Origin of the sequence: Pseudomonas sp. RC4D1, assembly GCF_018390395.1 — a bacterium.
GTDB lineage: Bacteria > Pseudomonadota > Gammaproteobacteria > Pseudomonadales > Pseudomonadaceae > Aquipseudomonas > Aquipseudomonas danubii.
In genome coordinates this window covers 1,220,544-1,236,878 of record NZ_JAHBAW010000003.1, presented here as the reverse complement: position 1 = coordinate 1,236,878, position 16,335 = coordinate 1,220,544, and the positions used below count along the sequence as shown (strand labels likewise).

Here is a 16,335-nt window from a genome sequence, read left to right as displayed (position 1 = left end):
GGGCCTTCTGGCTAATTGTGTCGAGTTTGTACAGAAATTGTAATTTGTGGAAATAAAGCGTTGTTGGGAGGTCGTCCTGGCGTTGATACTTGCGCCCATTCAGATGATTCATCACGGCTTGCACCCAGTTTCAGACGCCAGATAAGACTTTTCCGGTCCTCTCTGAGCCAGGCTGAACAGGAGGATTGGCAAGCCGGACTACAGGAGTGTCAGCATGGCAATCGGATACGTTGGAGGCTGGACCAGCAAGGCGGGTCTGTTGGTGCAGGACGGCGGTGGCAGCGGTTCCTCCAAGCCGGTCTCGCAAAGTGCCAAGGTACGGCAGATGTTGAGCCTGGTGGGAAGCAACCCCACCGTGCTGGATATCCGCAAGATGGACCAGTTGAAGCTTCACAAGCAGATCAAGGGTTTCGACCCGACCAACGTGACCACCAAGTCCCTGGGTGGCATGAGTACCTTCCTCAAGAACAACGGCCTGATTTCCGACATCACCGCGTTGAACCTGATCAACGCCGGCGACAAGTTCGACCGTTTCGGCATTCCGAAGAACCCGGATGAGCCGTTCAATGCCCTGGAATACTTCGCGATGAAGCTCGATGACATCCAGAACAACAACATCAAGGGCAACAAGTACGCCAACTACCTGGTTCCCGAGTACAAGAAGGCCATCTACGTCCTGCAGAGCCTGCAGAACTATGGCAAGGGCAACGGCACTACGGTGACCGACAAGAACGTCTCCGCCAAAGCCTGATCCAGCCGCGGCGCGCGCTCTTGCCGAGCCCGCGCCGCGTTCCTTGCGTCAGCGATTCAGCAGCGCCATCACCTCCTCGGTGTACCGGGGACCTGCGGTGGCCTGCGGGCTGAAAATGCCCTCCAGCGAAGCCAGCTCCGCGGCACTCAGGCGGATCTGCAGCGCTGCCACGTTTTCCTCCAGATAGCGCCGTTGCTTGGTTCCGGGAATCGGGATCAGGTAGTCGCCCTGTGCCAGCACCCAGGCCAGGGCCAGTTGCCCGGCGCTGACCTGTTTGTCCGCCGCCAGTTGCTGCACCTGCTTCACCAGTTGCAGGTTGCGCTGGAAATTCTCGCCTTGGAAACGCGGGTTGGAACGCCGGAAATCGTCGGCGGCAAAGTCATCAGGACTTTTCAGGGCGCCGGTCAGAAAACCACGGCCCAGCGGGCTGTAGGGGACAAAGGCGATTCCCAGGCGCTGGCAGGCGGCCAGGCAACCGTTGTCTTCCTGATCCCGGCTCCACAGCGAGTATTCACTTTGCAGGGCGCTGATGGGATGCACCTTATGAGCGCGCTCAAGCGTGCTGGCCGAGGCTTCGCTCAAGCCCAAATAGCGCACCTTGCCGGCCTGGACCAGCTCCGCCATGGCGCCGACGGTTTCTTCGATGGCCACGTCCGGGTCGACCCGATGCAGGTAATACAGGTCCAGGGTTTCCACGCCTAGGCGCCGCAGGCTGCCGTCGATGGATGCGCGCACGTATTCGGGACGGCCGTTGACGCCGCGAGCCTGCGCATCGCCCGGATCGCGGACGATGCCGAACTTGCTGGCCAGGAACACTTGCTGGTGCTTGCCGCGAATCGCCTGGCCGATCAGTTCCTCGTTGCTGTGGGGGCCGTACATATCGGCGGTGTCCAGCAGGTTGATCCCCAGTTCCAGGGCGCGGTGCAGGGTGGCAATGGCCTCCTTGGGGTTGTTGCCGGTGGTGTAGAAATCGCTCATGCCCATGCAGCCCAGGCCAATGGCAGAAACCTGCGGACCCTGATGGCCCAGTTGTCGAGTGTGCATCGCTCAATACTCCGATGAGTGGGAAAGAACGCTCAGTGTGCTACTCGACAAAAACCGCATAAACAGGCTAAAAGCGCTAACACTATTATCATTATCCAAATAATCGCGAGCCTGTTTCATGGACCGTTTCAACGCCATGCGCGTTTTCACCCGGATTGTCGAGCTGGGCGGCTTTGCCAGGGCCGCCGAGGATCTGCACATGCCGGCGGCCTCGGTCACCATCCTGATCAAGCAACTGGAAGCTCACCTGGGCGTGCAGCTTCTGCACCGCACTACCCGTCAGGTGAGCCCGACCCTGGACGGCGCCGCCTATTACCAGCGCTGCGTGCGCCTGCTGGCGGACCTGGAGGAGGCCGAAGCGGCATTTTCGGTGACCCGGCACAACCCCTGGGGGCTCTTGCGCATCGATATGCCGGTGGGCATCGGTCGGCTGATCGTGATTCCTGCGTTACCGGAGTTTTCCGCCCGCTACCCGCTGATCGAGTTGGAGATCGGCCTCAATGACCGCCCCGTGGACCTGATCCGGGAGGGCGTGGATTGCGCCTTGCGGGGCGGCCCGACCCTGGATGACAGCCTGGTGGCCCGGCCGCTGGTGCAGTTGCAGCAAGTGACGTGCGCCAGCCCGGGCTACCTGCAGCAACAGGGAACGCCCCAGTCGCTGGCCGACCTGCAAGGGCATCGGATGGTGGAGTATTTCTCCAGTGTCAGCGGCAAGCGTTATGGCCTGGAGTTCTACATCGATGGCCAGTTGCGCCCGATGGAGTTGCCCAAGCAGGTGGCGGTCAACAGCGCCGACGGCTACCTGGCGGCCTGCGAAGCCGGTTACGGACTGGTGCAGACGCCGTATTACAACGTTGCCCGACAGTTGCGGGCCGGGGTCTTGCGCGAGGTCCTGGAGGATTTTCCGGTACCGTCGCTGCCGCTGACCGCGATGTATCCGCCTCAGCGTCATCTGTCCACCCGGGTGCGGGTCTTCGTCGACTGGTTGCTGGAGTTGTTCGCCCGCCCTGGCAATGGCACCTCGCGACCCTGAAGGTTTGTCACAAAGAGCAGAACGCCCGCAGCGGGGCGGGCGTTGGTTGGGGGAGTGGCAGATTCAGCGGGGCCGATGGACTGGCCGAATGACTCAGCGGTGGTAGTAGCCCGGGCCGCCGTCGTAGTAACGGTGATGCCCGCCATCGCGGGGCATGATGATGCAGCCTGACAGGGCCAGGATCGCCAGCAGGGGAATCAGCAGTGTGATTCGACGGAACATTTCTCAATCCTCAAAGGGCACAGGGAACTCGACAGGACGATGAAGGAGAAAAATCTCTTTCGCGCCTGTACCATGTGACCCCGATTTCCCCGGCGCATCCCCGAATCCGGGTAGGTGCTTGGCATCGTTCTTGATACACGGCGGATACATTTTCAGCTTCAGGACCCCGCAATGACCCAGTCACAACGCTTGAAATACTCGATCCTGATTTCCCTGGTGGTACTGGGGATCATGCTTGGCCTTTCCTACCTGCAGAACCACGGCGTCATCAGTGAAAAACTGTTCCAGTACATCGCCATTGGCGTGGCGGTGGTCGTGGTGGTGATCAATGGCGTGATGCGCCGCAAGGTCAAGCCCTGAGCCGTGGCTCGACCGTCTCAGGAGAGACCGTCGAGCACCGCTGCGGCCTGCTGATGCAGGCTGTAGCTCTTGTCGGCGTTGAGGGTCAGCACGCCCTCGCTGCACAGGCGCTTCAAGACTTCCCGCACGCTTAAGAACGACAGTGGAATATCCAGTTCCAGCAGTTGACTGTGGACCCCCCGCACACCCAGGGAGCGCTCGCTCTGGGCGGCGGTGAGCAGGGCGTCGATGACTTTCAGGCGAATCAGGCTGGTGCGCAGGCCAAAGCTTTTCAGCAGCTGCTTGATCCGTTCGTTACTGTTGCGCTCGGCGTTCTTGCCGAAGACACCGGCGCCGGCATTCAGGGAAGGCGTGTTGTTCACGGTGATGCCGTCCATTGGCAGTTGCGGGTTGTACATGCAAAAACTCCTTAGCAGAGCCGTATCAGGAAAAGAATGATGGGTGCTCTAGGTTCTGTCCGAAAACTACCTGCGCTTCGATCATGCTGCGTTAAAAACAGGCTCGGAATGCTCATGTAGGTCCCTACACTCCGCTTCCTCGCCTGTTTTTGCCTTGCCTGATCTTTGCTCGGTGAGCTTTCGTACAGATCCTAGTAACTAGACGAACGAGCACGGCAAATCATGAAGCCCGGGATGTAGAAAAATTGTCGGTATCAAGTCGCTGACCTGTCAGCGCCAGGTCGGTGTTGACCTCCGGGGGGGTAATTTTTTCGGCGGCCATTCGTCCATAGGGGCAGGCAGGCGTCGGTTGATCCGTGCGCGGCCGGATTCCCAGACTGGCGGCGTTGCCCAACCCTTGCTGCACACCAGTCCTGGTTCTGTATTTTTGCATCAGGAGTCGGCGTGATCATTTCCAGGCAGTTACCGCATTTTTGCCTTGCAGCCCTGTTTCTAAGTCTCAGTTGCGGTGCCCATGCACAGGCGCAGCCCGAACCGACCCGTGCCGAGATTCGCCGCACCAGCTTTGGTGTCCCGCATATCCGTGCCAGCGACGAGCGCGGCCTGGGTTATGGCATCGGTTACGCCTATGCCCAGGACAATCTGTGCCTGATGGCCAATGAAGTGCTGACGGTGAACGCCGAGCGGGCCCGGTACTTCGGTGCCGAAGCTCAGACTCTGGAGCAGCGGGACAACCTGAGCAGCGACGTGTTTTTCAGTTGGTTGAATACGCCCCAGGCGGTGGCCGGCTTTTGGCAGGCGCAGCCGCCGGCGGTGCGTGAGCGCATGCAGGGTTATGTCGAGGGCTACAACCGCCAGTTGGCGGAGCGCCGGGGCCAGGGGCTGCCTGAGCAGTGCCAGGGCGACTGGGTACGGCCGCTGGCCACCTCGGACCTGGTGAAGCTGACCCGGCGCCTGCTGGTGGAAGGCGGCGCCGGGCAGTTCGCCGAGGCCCTGGCGGGAGCCACGCCCCCGGGCGTCACGGCCCAGGCGGCACTGAGCGAGGGGCACTGGCAACTGGCGGCAGCCCGCCAGCAAGGTTTCGCCCTGGACCGTGGCAGCAATGCGGTGGCCATCGGCAGCGAGCGTTCGTTCAACGGTCGCGGCCTGCTGCTGGCCAACCCGCATTTCCCCTGGATCGGCGCCATGCGTTTCTATCAGATGCACCTGACCATTCCCGGCCAGCTGGATGTGATGGGGGCCGCCTTGCCCGGCCTGCCGCTGATCAATATAGGTTTCAACCAGCACCTGGCCTGGACCCACACGGTGGATGCATCCAAGCATTTCACCCTGTACCGCCTGCAATTGGACCCCAAGGACCCGACCCGCTATCTGCTGGATGGCCGCTCGCAACCCCTGGAGCGCCAGAGTGTGACGGTGCAGGTCAAAGGCGCGGATGGTCAGTTGCATAGCGAGTCGCGGACCCTCTACAGCTCGGTCTTCGGCCCGGTGGTGCAGTGGCCGGGGGAGCTGGACTGGGACCGCGAACATGCCTACAGCTTGCGTGATGCCAACCTCGACAACACCCGGGTGCTGGCCCAGTGGTACGCGATGAACCAGGCCGACAGCGTGACGGGCCTGCAAGACAGCGTGCATCAGTTGCAGGGCATTCCCTGGGTCAACACCCTGGCGGCAGATGACCAGGGCCGTGCGCTGTACATGAACCAGTCGGTGGTGCCCAACGTCACCCAGGCCAAGCTCGCCCAGTGCAGCGATCCACGGGTCGGCACCCAGGTCATCGTCCTTGATGGTTCCCGCAGCACCTGCGCCTGGGACATCGACCCGGCGGCGGCCCAGCCGGGGATCTTCGCTGCCGGCCAATTGCCGCAACTGGCGCGCAACGACTACCTGCAGCATTCCAATGACTCGGCCTGGATGGTCAACCCGGCGGCGCCGCTGCAGGGCTTTTCGCCGGTGATCAGCCAGCAGGACGTACCCCTGAAGATGCGTGCGCGTTTCGCCCTGGATCGCTTGAGCCGGATGCCCAAGGCCCAGGTCAGCGATCTGCAGCATATGGTCACCGATGATCAGGTGTACCTGGCCGGTCAGGTGATGCCGGACCTGCTGCAATTCTGCGCGCAGGACCTGGGGCCCGACGCCCAGCGACTGGCCGCGCTGTGCGCCAGCCTCAAGTCCTGGGACCGCAGCGCCGGGTTGCAGACGGGCCTGGGCTTCGTGCATTTCCAGGGCATCATGCAGCCGCTGTTGCAGCGTCCGGATATCTGGCGTGTCGCCTTCGACCCCAAGGACCCGCAGCACACGCCACGGGGCCTGGCCATCAGCCGTCCAGCAGTGGCCCAGGCCCTGCGTGAGGCGATGCTGGCCTCGGCGCAGCAAGTGGCGCAGGCCGGGCTGGGCGCCGATGTGCGCTGGGGCGATATCCAGCAGGTGAGCCAGGGCGGGCGGCCGACCCCGGTGCCTGGCGGCCCGGAAAGCCTGGGGGTGTACAACGCTATCCAGAGCGTGCCGGGCGCCGACGGCAAGCGCGAGGTGGTGAGCGGCACCAGCTACCTGAATGTGGTCAGTTTCGATGAGCAGGGGCCGCGGGCCCTGGGCCTGCTGGCGTTTTCCCTGTCCAGCGATCCGGCGTCGCCGCACTTTCGCGACCAGACCGAGGCCTTTGCCCGGAATCAGTGGAGTGTGCTGCCCTTTACCGAGGCGCAGATCCGCGCCGATGGCCAGTATCAGTCGCAACTGATCCAGGAGCCGCGCCAGGATTCGCAGCCATTGGCCAGGTAGTGGGTGTCAGAGGTTGACAGGAATCGAGGCCGCCCCCGTAACGGGGCGGCCTTCAGCTTTTTGGCGGGGACTGGGGCAACGAATTGATCACCGGGTTGCCGTCGCGATTGCGCGTCAGGTAGACCGGCAGCACCTTGGGCAACGAAGTCAGCAGGCTCCTGATTTCCCGGGTGTTGTAGATGCCGCCCACGCGGATCTTGCCGGTCGAGCTGTCAGCCAGCTGCACCGGGGTGTCCAGGTAGCGATTGATCAGTGGCAGGGCATCGCTGAGGGCCAGGTTGTCCAGCACCAGTTTGCCGTTGCGCCAGGCCAGGGAACTGTCGTTGCTGTAGGTCTGGCTGATCTGCGGCGCGTAGTCGCCATCCTTGTAGTGAGCCTGCATGCCCGGTTCCAGGCGGAAACCTTCGCCGGGCAGCGCGGTATTGCTGGTGACCAGCACCGAGCCCTGAAGCAGGGTGACCCGTACCTGATCCTCATACATCCACACGTTGAACTGGGTGCCGGTGACCTTGATCTGGCCTTGGGCGGCCTTGACCACGAACGGATGGCTGCTGTCGTGGCTGACCTTGAAGAACGCCTCGCCCTTCTTCAGGGTGACCCGGCGCTGATCCTTGTAGTTGCTGTAGGTCAGGCTGCTGCCCAGGTTCAGTTCCACCTGGCTGCCGTCGGCCAGGGTCACGTTGCGCAGGCTGTCGCCGGCTTCGAAATGTTCGTAGGACGATGGCAGCCAGCCCAGTTCCCAACCGCTGTAGGCGGCCAGGGGCAGGGCGCACAGAGCGACGGCCGCGGCTGCACCGTAATGCTGCCAGGTGCGCCGGGGGGCAGGCTTGACCGGAGCCGGCGCCAGAGTGGAGGGCGGCAGTTGATCGGCCACTTCCCATATCTCCCGCATCGCCTCGTATTCGAAAGCGTGCAGGGGGTCGGCATCATGCCATTGCTGAAAGGCCAGACGCTCCGCATCGCTGCAGTCGGCTTCATGCAAACGCATGCACCATTGCGCCGCAGCTTGGGTAATGGCGTCGTATTCGGCTTCTGAGAGGATCTGTTCGCTCATTGACTCTTCCTGATTTCCCGCATTCTACCCTCCGGCGCAAGGCTTGTAGAACAGCCGTCATGGCTAATGCGCATCAAAGTGAACTTATTTTCATCGGCCACGCCCTGAAAACCCGCTGTGTATCCAAAGTGTCTACAAATGGGCACGCCTTGCGGCCGTGTCTGTTGGCCTGCAACTCTGGCACCTTCCTTGCGAGCCATGGGATCGGGTTGACAGGGCCAACAGTCAGCGTTGTTTAATCGCCGGGTCACACGCTGTCGCCCCCTCCAATAATTACTCTGGAGCTTCAGATGTCTGCATCGTCCCTGGTTGTTGAAACGCCTTGCCAATACCTCTCTCTGCCGGCCTTGGTGCAGTTGCTGGAGACGATTTTCCTGCGTCATGGCTGCCGCGCCGAAGTGGCCCGTTGCCTGGCCGAGAACTGCGCCGCCGCTGAGCGCGACGGTGCCCAGAGTCATGGTGTGTTTCGTATCCCCGGCTATGTCTCGACCCTGGCCAGTGGCTGGGTCGATGGTCGGGCGGTGCCTGTGGTGGAAGACGTTGCGGCGGCCTTTGTCCGGGTCGACGCTGGCAACGGCTTTGCCCAACCGGCCCTGGCGGCCGCTCGCGAGCTGCTGGTCAGCAAGGCCCGCAACGCCGGGATCGCGGTGCTGGCGATCCGTAACTCGCACCATTTCGCCGCACTCTGGCCTGATGTCGAGCCCTTTGCCGAAGAGGGGCTGGTGGCCCTGAGCGTGGTCAACAGCATGACCTGTGTCGTGCCTCACGGCGCCGACCGGCCGTTGTTCGGCACCAATCCGATTGCCTTCGCTGCGCCCCAGGCCCAGGGCCAGCCGATTGTCTTCGACCTGGCCACCAGTGCCATCGCCCACGGCGATGTGCAGATCGCCGCGCGCAAGGGCGAGCGCTTGCCCCTTGGCATCGGCGTCGACAGCCTGGGGCAGCCGACCCAGGACCCCAAGGCGATTCTCGAAGGCGGCGCCTTGCTGCCGTTTGGCGGCCACAAAGGTTCGGCCCTGTCGATGATGGTGGAGTTGCTGGCCGCGGCCCTGACCGGAGGTCACTTCTCCTTCGAGTTCGACTGGTCCAACCATCCTGGGGCCAAGACGCCCTGGACCGGGCAGTTACTGATCGTCATCGATCCGAGCAAGGCCGCCGGACAGAGCTTCGCCGAGCGCAGCCAGGAATTGGTGCGGCAGATGCACGCGGTGGGACTCAAGCGCCTACCGGGGGATCGTCGGCATCAGCAGCGCGAACGTTCGCTGCAAAAGGGAATCGCCATTGGCGTGGAGCAACTGCAACAGCTGCGGGCGCTGGCGCAGGCCTGAAACGAAAAAAGGCCAGGCCGCCACTGGCGCGCCTGGCCCTGGAGCGAGCGGGGCGGTTACGAGCGCCGGCCCAGCAACAGGCCGACCACCAGGCCAACGCCAGCGGAGATGGCCACGGTCTGCCACGGGTGGCCACCGATGTATTGCTCGGTGGCGTCCACCACCGGCTTGCTGCGCTCGCGCACGTTGTTCACCGAGTCCAGCGCCTGCTTGAGTTTGAGGCTCACTTGCTGGCGCAAGCTTTCACCTTCTTCGCCCACCAGGCTAGCGCTGCCCTTGAGCAGCTTTTCCGATTCTTCGATCAGCGCCTGCAGTTCGCTGAAGGCCTGGTCCTTGATTTGATCGTTTTCCGCTTGCGCGGCAGATTTGCGAGCCATGAAGTTTTTCCTTGGAAATGTGGTCGGTGGTGCAAGGGCACGCCTGCGGTATCAGGCGTATTGCCCAAGTCGCTAGCAGCCTGCGGCAGCGGCTGCAGTCATCGGGTACAAGCAATGGAGTCCGGCGCTGGGGCAAAAGTTGCAGCCATTTTGCACCTTGCTCGCCACCCTTGAGTAAAACCGTCAGCCCCTACAGTGTAAGATGGCGCCTATTTTACGCAGCAGGAATTTCCCATGAGTTTCAATCTGGCTAACAAGACCCTGGCCGAACGCGCCGCCATCGAGGACGAGAAGTCCCGTCTGTTCGACTTGTGGCAGAGCAACCTGGGCAAGGCCAAGGGCGAGGCGGCACGGTTGTTCGGCGAGCGCGGCAAGCGCAAGGGCAAGTGGGCCGAGTGGGTGCGCGCGGAACTGGACGGCATGTCGCCGCCGGAGTACTCCAACATGGTGCGCAGTGAAGTCAATCGGCTGATGGCGGCGAACAAGTAATCGCGAAACACTCGACAATCGCTTCACGTACCTTTACCAGCAGCGGGTCTATCTGCGGGCTGGTGCGCCAGCCCAGTTCGATCGGATAGCGCGGCAGCGCCAGGGGGCAGGGCAGCAGCTGCAGGCCGGTGAACTCGGCGATGCGCCGCGCGGCATGGGCAGGAATGGTCGCCACCGCCTGGCTGCCCTTGAGCAGAAAGGGCAGCGCGGCAAAATGCGTGGTCGAGGCGCAGACCTGGCGACTGAGCCCCAGATTCGCCAATCCTTCATCGGTGATGCCGATAAACCCTTGTGACGACACCAGCAGGTGTTCGCGCCGAACGAACTCCTCAAGGTCGATCTGCCGTTGCCCGGGGGTCAGGCTGGCCGGGTCCGCCAGGCACAGGTAGTCGCCTTCCCCCAGCACCTGCCGACTGAGCAGGCGCTCGGCAAAGCCACCGGCGCTGATGGCCAGGTCGACGCTGCGCTGCAACAGCGCCTCGGCGACGATCTGGCTGTGGGTCTGGCGGAAGATCAGCCGCAACTTGGGTGCACGGCGGGCCACGGCTTCGATAAGGCGCCGACCGTAGGCAATCTCGAAATCATCCGACAGGCCGACCGTCACCGAGCGTCCCTGATAATCGGCGCTGTGCGGGGCAACCATGGCCAGGCTCTGGCGACATTTGTTCAGGGCCTCAGTGACCACCGGCTTCAATTGATTGGCCTTGAGGGTCGGCGCCAGTCCGCGGCCAGTGCGAACGAACAATTGATCGCCATACAACTCGCGCAGGCGGCGCAAGGCTGCACTCACGGCCGATTGGGTCACTCCCAGGCGCAGGGCCGCGCGGCTGGCGCTGGACTCGTCATGCAGGGCTTCGAAGGCCTTGAGCAGGTTGAGGTCGACGCTGGCGATATTCATCTGGTTCATATCATTAAGCACTGGGTTGGGGTTTATCGATGATCAGCGGCGGCAGGACAATGCGCAACACCTGATCGTTCGAGGAGTCATGTCATGCCCAAGTCCATCGTCGCCGCGCTGCAAATCGGTGCCTTGCCAGAAGGCAAGGCCGCCACCCTGGAGCAGATCCTCTCCTATGAGGGCGCCATCATCGAAGCGGGTGCGCAGTTGGTGGTGATGCCCGAAGCGCTGCTGGGGGGCTATCCCAAGGGCGAAGGCTTCGGCACCCAACTGGGTTACCGCCTGCCGGAGGGGCGCGAAGCCTTTGCCCGTTACTTTGCCAATGCCATCGATGTGCCGGGTGCGGAGACCGAGGCGCTGGCCGGGCTGTCGGCCCGTACCGGAGCCCATCTGGTGCTGGGGGTGATCGAGCGCAGTGGCAGCACCCTGTATTGCACGGCGCTGTATTTCGATCCACAGCAGGGGCTGGTGGCCAAGCATCGCAAGTTGATGCCCACCGGCACCGAGCGCCTGATCTGGGGCCAGGGTGACGGCTCGACCCTGCCGGTGCTGGACACCCAGGTGGGACGGGTCGGCGCGGTGATCTGCTGGGAAAACATGATGCCGTTGCTGCGCACCGCGATGTACGCCCAGGGCATCGAAGTCTGGTGCGCGCCCACGGTGGACGAGCGCGAGATGTGGCAGGTGAGCATGCGTCACATCGCCCATGAAGGTCGTTGTTTCGTGGTCAGCGCCTGTCAGGTCCAGGCCTCGCCCCAGGAACTGGGGCTGGAGATTGCCAATTGGCCGGCAGAGCGCCCGCTGATTGCCGGTGGCAGCGTCATCGTGGGGCCCATGGGCGATGTATTGGCCGGGCCGCTGGTGGGCAGCGCCGGGCTGATCAGCGCCGAGATCGACACGGCTGACCTGGTGAAGGCCCGCTATGACTACGACGTGGTCGGCCACTATGCGCGTCCGGATGTGTTTGAACTGAGCGTGGACCAGCGCCCCCGATCCGGGGTGCGCTTTATCTGAGTCGCCGGTGTTGCTCAGCGTCGGCGGCGCCACTGCTCGCGGGTGATTTCCCAGATGTCCAAGGGGAAATGCCCGCCGACGAAGTCGCCGCTCTCGGAGCGCACCAGGCGCATGCCGCCACGCTCGGAGATGCGCCGCGAGCCCTGGTTCGGCGCAGCCTTGGGCACCCGCATCAGCGGTCGTTGCAGCACTTCGAACCAGAACTCGTCGACCACGGTGCAGGCTTCGCTCATGTAACCCTGGCCTTGCCAGGGCGGGGCCAGCCAGAAACCGCGGTTGTTGTCGGCTTCGTCCATCAGGCTGATGCTGCCGATCATTTGCTCAGGCTTGCTGCGCAATCGGATCGTCCAGTGCCATTCTGTGCCCCGGGCCATGGCCGGCAGGGCCATGTCCCGCAGGTAGCTCAGGGCGCCGTCGGCCGGGTAGGGCCAGGGCACCACGGCATTGAGGTAGCGCACCACTTCCCACTGCGGAAAAAGCTGCTGGATGGCCTCGGCGTCCGCCAGTTCCAGGGGGCGCAGCAGCAGGCGTTCGGTGTGCAGGGTGGGAACAGGGTCGATCATGAGCGGGACTCCTTGTGGGCGTTGCCTAGCCTCAGTCGTTGGCTGAGAAAGTCGACGAAGACCCGCAATTTTGGCAGCAAGTGCCGGCTGCTGGGCCAGAGAATGGAGAACTTGCCGCGCTCTTGCTGATAGTCGTCCAGCACCGAGATCAGGCTGCCGTCGGCCAGGGCGCCGCAAACCACGAATTCGGGCACGTAGGCGATGCCCAGGCCCTGGCTTGCGGCGTGGATCAACGACTCCAGGTTGTTGCTGGTCAGGGCGCTGCCCAGTACCAGCGGCGGCGCGCCGTCGGGCAGGCGCAGATTCCATGGCTGCAGCACGCTGCCGCCGGGGAACTTGTAGCGCAGGCAGGCGTGCCGCTCCAGGTCCTGGGGGGTGTGCGGGATGCCGCGCTGGGCAAAGTAGCCGGGGGCGCCGATCAGTACGAAGCCGAAGGGACCGAGGCTCCTGGACTTGAGTTGGGAGTCTGGCAGCTCGCCGCTGCGGATCACCGCGTCGACGCCTTCGGCGATCACGTCGATCAGCCGGTCGTTGAAGTCCAGGTCCAGCTCGATGTCCGGATAGCGCGCGGCGAATTCCGGCAGGATCGGCAGCAGCATGCGATAGCCGATGGCGGGCAGGCTGACCCGCAGCCGGCCCCGGGGCTTGTCGCTGATCCGCGCCAGCTCGGCCTCGGCCTCCAGCACCTCGTCGACGATACGCTGGCCGCGCTCGTAGAACAGCGCGCCTTCGTCGGTCAGGCTCAGGCGCCGGGTGCTGCGATTGAGCAGGCGTACGCCGAGTCGTTGTTCCAGGCGCGCCAGGGCCTTGCCCACCGCTGAGGCGGACAGTCCAAGACGCTCGCCGGCCCCCACCAGGCTGCCGCTGCGGACCACGCAGACAAACACCTGCAGGCCGTTAAGGTTGTCCATCGCTCACCTCGATTGCAGCGTTTTTGTCCGTAAAGAGCGGAAGAATGCCTGGTTTTTCGCCTATTGCGGCACACCTATCATGGATTTTTCTGCAAATCGCCCGGGTTGCCAGGGCTGAGAGGTGTGTGTGAATCCTGAACTCGAATTGTCCCTGGGGCAGCCGGCCCGTGCCCGCGAGCGGGCTTCCTATGGCGTACTGGCTGCGGTCTGTCTGGCGGCCTTGATGTTGCCCCTGACCTTTGTCGGCGTGGCGGTGGCGACGCCGGCCATTGGCCGCGAACTGGGGGGCAGCCCGCTGGCCCTGAGCTGGACCACCAACGCCTTCATGCTGACCTTTGGCAGTGTGCTGATGGCGGCCGGCACCCTGGCCGACGAGTACGGTCGCAAGCGTTTGTTCAGCCTGGGGGTGGCGCTGTTCGGCCTGAGCTCCCTGGCCCTGGTGTTCGTGCCGTCGCTGCTGTGGCTCAACCTGTTGCGCGGGGTCCAGGGGCTGGCAGGCGCCGCTGCCCTGGCCGGTGGCTCGGCCGCCCTGGCCCAGGCCTTCGAAGGGCCTGCGCGAACCCGCGTCTTCAGCCTGCTGGGCACCACCTTCGGCGTCGGTCTGGCCTTTGGGCCGATCCTTGCCGGGGTCCTGATCGAGCACAGCGGCTGGCGCGGGATCTTTGTCTCCGGAGCGCTGATCGGCGGTCTGGCCCTGGGCTTTGGCGTGCCGCGCATGGAGGAGTCCCGGGACCCCGAGGCCCGGGGCGTGGACTGGCCCGGCACCTTGAGTTTCACCCTGGCCCTGGTGCTTCTCACCTGGGGCATTCTGCTGGCGCCCCAGAGTGGTTGGGACAGCCCCTGGGTCCTGTTGTTGCTGGCGGGAGCGCTGCTGGCACTGGGGCTGTTCATTGCTGTGGAGCGCCGGGCCTCGCGGCCGATGCTTGACCTGTCGCTGTTTCGCTACCCGCGCTTTGTCGGGGTGCAAGTGCTGCCCATCGCCACCTGCTACTGCTACGTGGTGCTGCTGATCCTGCTGCCGATCCGCTTTATCGGCGTCGAAGGCTACAGCGAGATCGACGCCGGAATCCTGATGATGGCCCTGTCGGCGCCGATGTTGGTGGTGCCCTTTGCCGCGGGCTGGCTCAACCGCTGGTTCAGCGCCGGCAACCTGTCGAGCCTGGGTTTGCTGGTGGCTGCCGGCGGGCTGTTCTGGCTCAGTCGGATCGAGCCGGGGCAGGCCGCGGTCGAGCGGGCCTGGCCATTGCTGGTGATCGGCCTGGGCAGCGGATTGCCCTGGGGCTTGATGGATGGGCTGTCGGTGAGCGTGGTGCCCAAGGAGCGGGCCGGCATGGCCAGTGGCATCTTCAGTACCACCCGGGTGGCGGGTGAGGGCATTGCCCTGGCCTTGGTGGTGGCGCTGCTGGCGGGGCTGTTGCAGCACGGCCTTGCAAGCCTGGCGCCGCCGGGGGAGTCGCTGCTGGCCGCGCGGCAGTTGGCCGGTGGCGATCTGGCGGCCAGTGCCGGGTCCTTGCCGACGTTGTCCCGGGAAGGGTTGCTGCACATCTACTCCCAGGCATTCAGCCAGCTGTTGCAGGTGTTGATGGTCATCACCCTGCTGGCTGCCCTGGTGGTGAGGGTGGCGTTGCATGAGCCGCGCCACCCGTGTCAGGCCCGTGACTGATCAGCGGAACTCGAAGAACTCGTAGTGCAGGTTGCCTTCGGGAATCCGGTACTCGTTCATCAACTCCCGCACCTGGGCCAGCAGGCCCTTGGGTCCGCAGAAGCTGATCTGGATCTGCTGCGGGTCGGTTTCCGTGGCCGTGCGTTTGAGGGTCTGGGCCAGGGACTCGGTGCCGCCGCTGTTGGCGACGAAGTCCACGCCACGGGCCTGGGCCATGCCTTGCAGGGTGTCGACGCTGGGAAAGGCCCGGGACGGGTTGTAGCAGTACACCAGGGTCGCCTTGTCGAACTGCCCGGCGGCCGAATCCTGCAGCCACGAAATGAACGGCGAGATGCCCACGCCGCCGCCGATCCAGATTTCCCGAGCCGCTTCTTGGGGCCGCTTGAAGCGACCATAAGGCGCGTAGAGGTCAGCGCGCATGCCGGGTTGCACCTGCTTGCGCAGCCGTTGGGTGTAGTCGCCGAGGGCGCGGATCACGAATTCGATACGCCCGTCTTCGCTCTGGGCGCTGGCGATGGTGAAGGGGTGCGGCTCGCGCAGGCCCTTTTCCTGCATCGACAAAAAGGCGAACTGGCCGGCCTTGAACGGAAAGCCCCGACCCAGGGGCGTCAGTTCCAGGTGCAGGGAGTTCTTCTCCACCTTGACCGCGCTCACCTGGTACTCGCCGACCTTGGCCACGAAAGGGTAGAGCAGCAGCTTGTACAGGGCCCCGAGCACCCCGAGGATGCACAGCGCGCCGAGCCAGATACCCGAGGGCGAGTCCAGGGTGATGGGCGACTTGAAGCTCAGCCCGTGCAGGATGACGATCAGAAACAGCGGTCCGGACAGCTTGTGCCACCAGCGCCACTGGCTGTAGGGAATGTTGCGGTTCAGCGCCAGGAGCACGATCAGGCCCAGGGCCACGTAGCTCAGTTGGCGCACCAGGCGTGTCCAGTACTTCGACAGTTCGAGGATCGGCACGCTGTTCCATTCTTCCAGGTTGGCCTTGAACACCAGGTGATAGCTGGCGAACGCCAGGGCCCAGATGCCCAGCCATTTATGCACCTCATAGACCCGGTCGAGGCCGCCGAACAGGCGCTCGACCAAGCCCCAGCGGGCGGCCAGCAGGCAGGACAGGGCCATGTAGGCCAAGGCCGTGCTGCCCAGGATCATGCTCAGGGTGGCGGAGGTCAGCCAGGTGGCGGAAGGAATCTCCAGCAGGAGGGTGAAGGTGGTGATCAGCAGGACACCGACGATCGTGTGCCAGGTTTTCAAGGGTGCATGACTCCGCTCAGGAAATGCCGTCATGGCATGAACATCGACTGCCGCAAAGGGCCCCTTTGCAACGGGTGGGCGCTGCCAAAGGGAGCGATGCATGGAATGGTGTGGCGCTGGGGTAAAGCTGGATATGACAGGTTTTTTGCGCGTGACCGAGTGCCATTCTAGCGCTTGAACCTTAATTCAAGCTGATGT

General features: G+C 63.8%; 17 protein-coding genes. 8 read left to right on the top strand and 9 right to left on the bottom strand.

Translation table 11 applies throughout. The annotated features are described in order from the left end of the window. Positions 1-214: 214 nt before the first annotated feature. Positions 215-751 carry a hypothetical protein gene (locus KHO49_RS30380; protein ID WP_102863460.1) on the top strand — a complete coding sequence of 179 codons (537 nt, stop codon included), beginning with the start codon at positions 215-217 and terminating at the stop codon, positions 749-751. A 48-nt stretch (positions 752-799) separates the two neighbouring features. On the opposite strand, the gene KHO49_RS30375 is transcribed toward KHO49_RS30380, so the two are convergent. Beyond that, positions 800-1,795 (bottom strand): aldo/keto reductase, encoded by a 996-nt coding sequence (locus KHO49_RS30375; RefSeq protein ID WP_213666438.1) that lies wholly within the window; start codon positions 1,793-1,795, stop codon positions 800-802. Positions 1,796-1,913: 118 nt separating this feature from the next. On the opposite strand from KHO49_RS30375, the gene KHO49_RS30370 reads away from it, so the two are divergent. Then, entirely contained in the window at positions 1,914-2,828 is a 915-nt protein-coding gene (locus tag KHO49_RS30370; protein ID WP_213666437.1) for a LysR family transcriptional regulator, read from the top strand. Positions 2,829-2,921: 93 nt separating this feature from the next. On the opposite strand, the gene KHO49_RS31340 is transcribed toward KHO49_RS30370, so the two are convergent. Further along, the gene (locus tag KHO49_RS31340) at positions 2,922-3,050 is read right to left on the bottom strand and encodes a hypothetical protein (RefSeq protein ID WP_016966338.1); all 129 of its coding nucleotides are present in this window, start codon (positions 3,048-3,050) and stop codon (positions 2,922-2,924) included. 171 nt (positions 3,051-3,221) lie between these two features. On the opposite strand from KHO49_RS31340, the gene KHO49_RS30365 reads away from it, so the two are divergent. Beyond that, the gene (locus tag KHO49_RS30365) at positions 3,222-3,410 is read left to right on the top strand and encodes a hypothetical protein (RefSeq protein ID WP_042941707.1); all 189 of its coding nucleotides are present in this window, start codon (positions 3,222-3,224) and stop codon (positions 3,408-3,410) included. A 17-nt stretch (positions 3,411-3,427) separates the two neighbouring features. On the opposite strand, the gene KHO49_RS30360 is transcribed toward KHO49_RS30365, so the two are convergent. Beyond that, a complete protein-coding gene (locus KHO49_RS30360) occupies positions 3,428-3,808 on the bottom strand; it encodes a fe2+ zn2+ uptake regulation protein (RefSeq protein ID WP_102863463.1) in 381 nt (126 codons plus the stop codon). A 444-nt stretch (positions 3,809-4,252) separates the two neighbouring features. Between KHO49_RS30360 and pvdQ the strand changes: the two genes are divergently transcribed. After that, positions 4,253-6,586 carry a bifunctional acylase PvdQ gene (pvdQ, locus tag KHO49_RS30355; RefSeq protein ID WP_213666436.1) on the top strand — a complete coding sequence of 778 codons (2,334 nt, stop codon included), beginning with the start codon at positions 4,253-4,255 and terminating at the stop codon, positions 6,584-6,586. A gap of 52 nt (positions 6,587-6,638) precedes the next feature. On the opposite strand, the gene KHO49_RS30350 is transcribed toward pvdQ, so the two are convergent. Further along, positions 6,639-7,640: a FecR family protein gene (locus KHO49_RS30350; protein ID WP_102863465.1), complete on the bottom strand. Its 1,002-nt coding sequence runs from the start codon at positions 7,638-7,640 to the stop codon at positions 6,639-6,641. A 290-nt stretch (positions 7,641-7,930) separates the two neighbouring features. Between KHO49_RS30350 and KHO49_RS30345 the strand changes: the two genes are divergently transcribed. Beyond that, the gene (locus KHO49_RS30345; RefSeq protein WP_213666435.1) at positions 7,931-8,968 is read left to right on the top strand and encodes an Ldh family oxidoreductase; all 1,038 of its coding nucleotides are present in this window, start codon (positions 7,931-7,933) and stop codon (positions 8,966-8,968) included. A gap of 56 nt (positions 8,969-9,024) precedes the next feature. Here the strand turns inward: KHO49_RS30345 and KHO49_RS30340 are convergent, their stop codons facing one another. Continuing rightward, positions 9,025-9,345 (bottom strand): ElaB/YgaM/YqjD family protein, encoded by a 321-nt coding sequence (locus KHO49_RS30340; protein WP_102863467.1) that lies wholly within the window; start codon positions 9,343-9,345, stop codon positions 9,025-9,027. Between the two features lie 234 nt (positions 9,346-9,579). Here KHO49_RS30340 and KHO49_RS30335 point away from each other — a divergent pair, with 234 nt between their 5' ends. Then, positions 9,580-9,834 (top strand): hypothetical protein, encoded by a 255-nt coding sequence (locus KHO49_RS30335; protein WP_011061196.1) that lies wholly within the window; start codon positions 9,580-9,582, stop codon positions 9,832-9,834. Here KHO49_RS30335 and KHO49_RS30330 read toward each other — a convergent pair. After that, positions 9,806-10,741 (bottom strand): LysR family transcriptional regulator, encoded by a 936-nt coding sequence (locus tag KHO49_RS30330; protein WP_110596916.1) that lies wholly within the window; start codon positions 10,739-10,741, stop codon positions 9,806-9,808. The genes KHO49_RS30335 and KHO49_RS30330 overlap by 29 nt on opposite strands. A gap of 84 nt (positions 10,742-10,825) precedes the next feature. Here KHO49_RS30330 and KHO49_RS30325 point away from each other — a divergent pair, with 84 nt between their 5' ends. Next, entirely contained in the window at positions 10,826-11,746 is a 921-nt protein-coding gene (locus KHO49_RS30325; protein WP_110653219.1) for a carbon-nitrogen hydrolase family protein, read from the top strand. Positions 11,747-11,760: 14 nt separating this feature from the next. On the opposite strand, the gene KHO49_RS30320 is transcribed toward KHO49_RS30325, so the two are convergent. Both KHO49_RS30320 and KHO49_RS30315 read right to left on the bottom strand, forming a co-directional pair. Next, complete coding sequence (locus tag KHO49_RS30320) at positions 11,761-12,309, bottom strand: GNAT family N-acetyltransferase (protein WP_110596918.1); 549 nt, start codon at positions 12,307-12,309, stop codon at positions 11,761-11,763. Further along, the gene (locus KHO49_RS30315) at positions 12,306-13,220 is read right to left on the bottom strand and encodes a LysR family transcriptional regulator (RefSeq protein ID WP_110653217.1); all 915 of its coding nucleotides are present in this window, start codon (positions 13,218-13,220) and stop codon (positions 12,306-12,308) included. Before KHO49_RS30315 ends, KHO49_RS30320 begins: the two co-directional genes overlap by 4 nt. Positions 13,221-13,347: 127 nt before the next feature. Here KHO49_RS30315 and KHO49_RS30310 point away from each other — a divergent pair, with 127 nt between their 5' ends. Continuing rightward, positions 13,348-14,883: an MFS transporter gene (locus KHO49_RS30310; RefSeq protein ID WP_213666434.1), complete on the top strand. Its 1,536-nt coding sequence runs from the start codon at positions 13,348-13,350 to the stop codon at positions 14,881-14,883. Here the strand turns inward: KHO49_RS30310 and KHO49_RS30305 are convergent, their stop codons facing one another. Beyond that, entirely contained in the window at positions 14,884-16,137 is a 1,254-nt protein-coding gene (locus KHO49_RS30305) for a ferredoxin reductase family protein (RefSeq protein ID WP_102879219.1), read from the bottom strand. It lies immediately after the preceding gene. Positions 16,138-16,335: the final 198 nt, after the last annotated feature.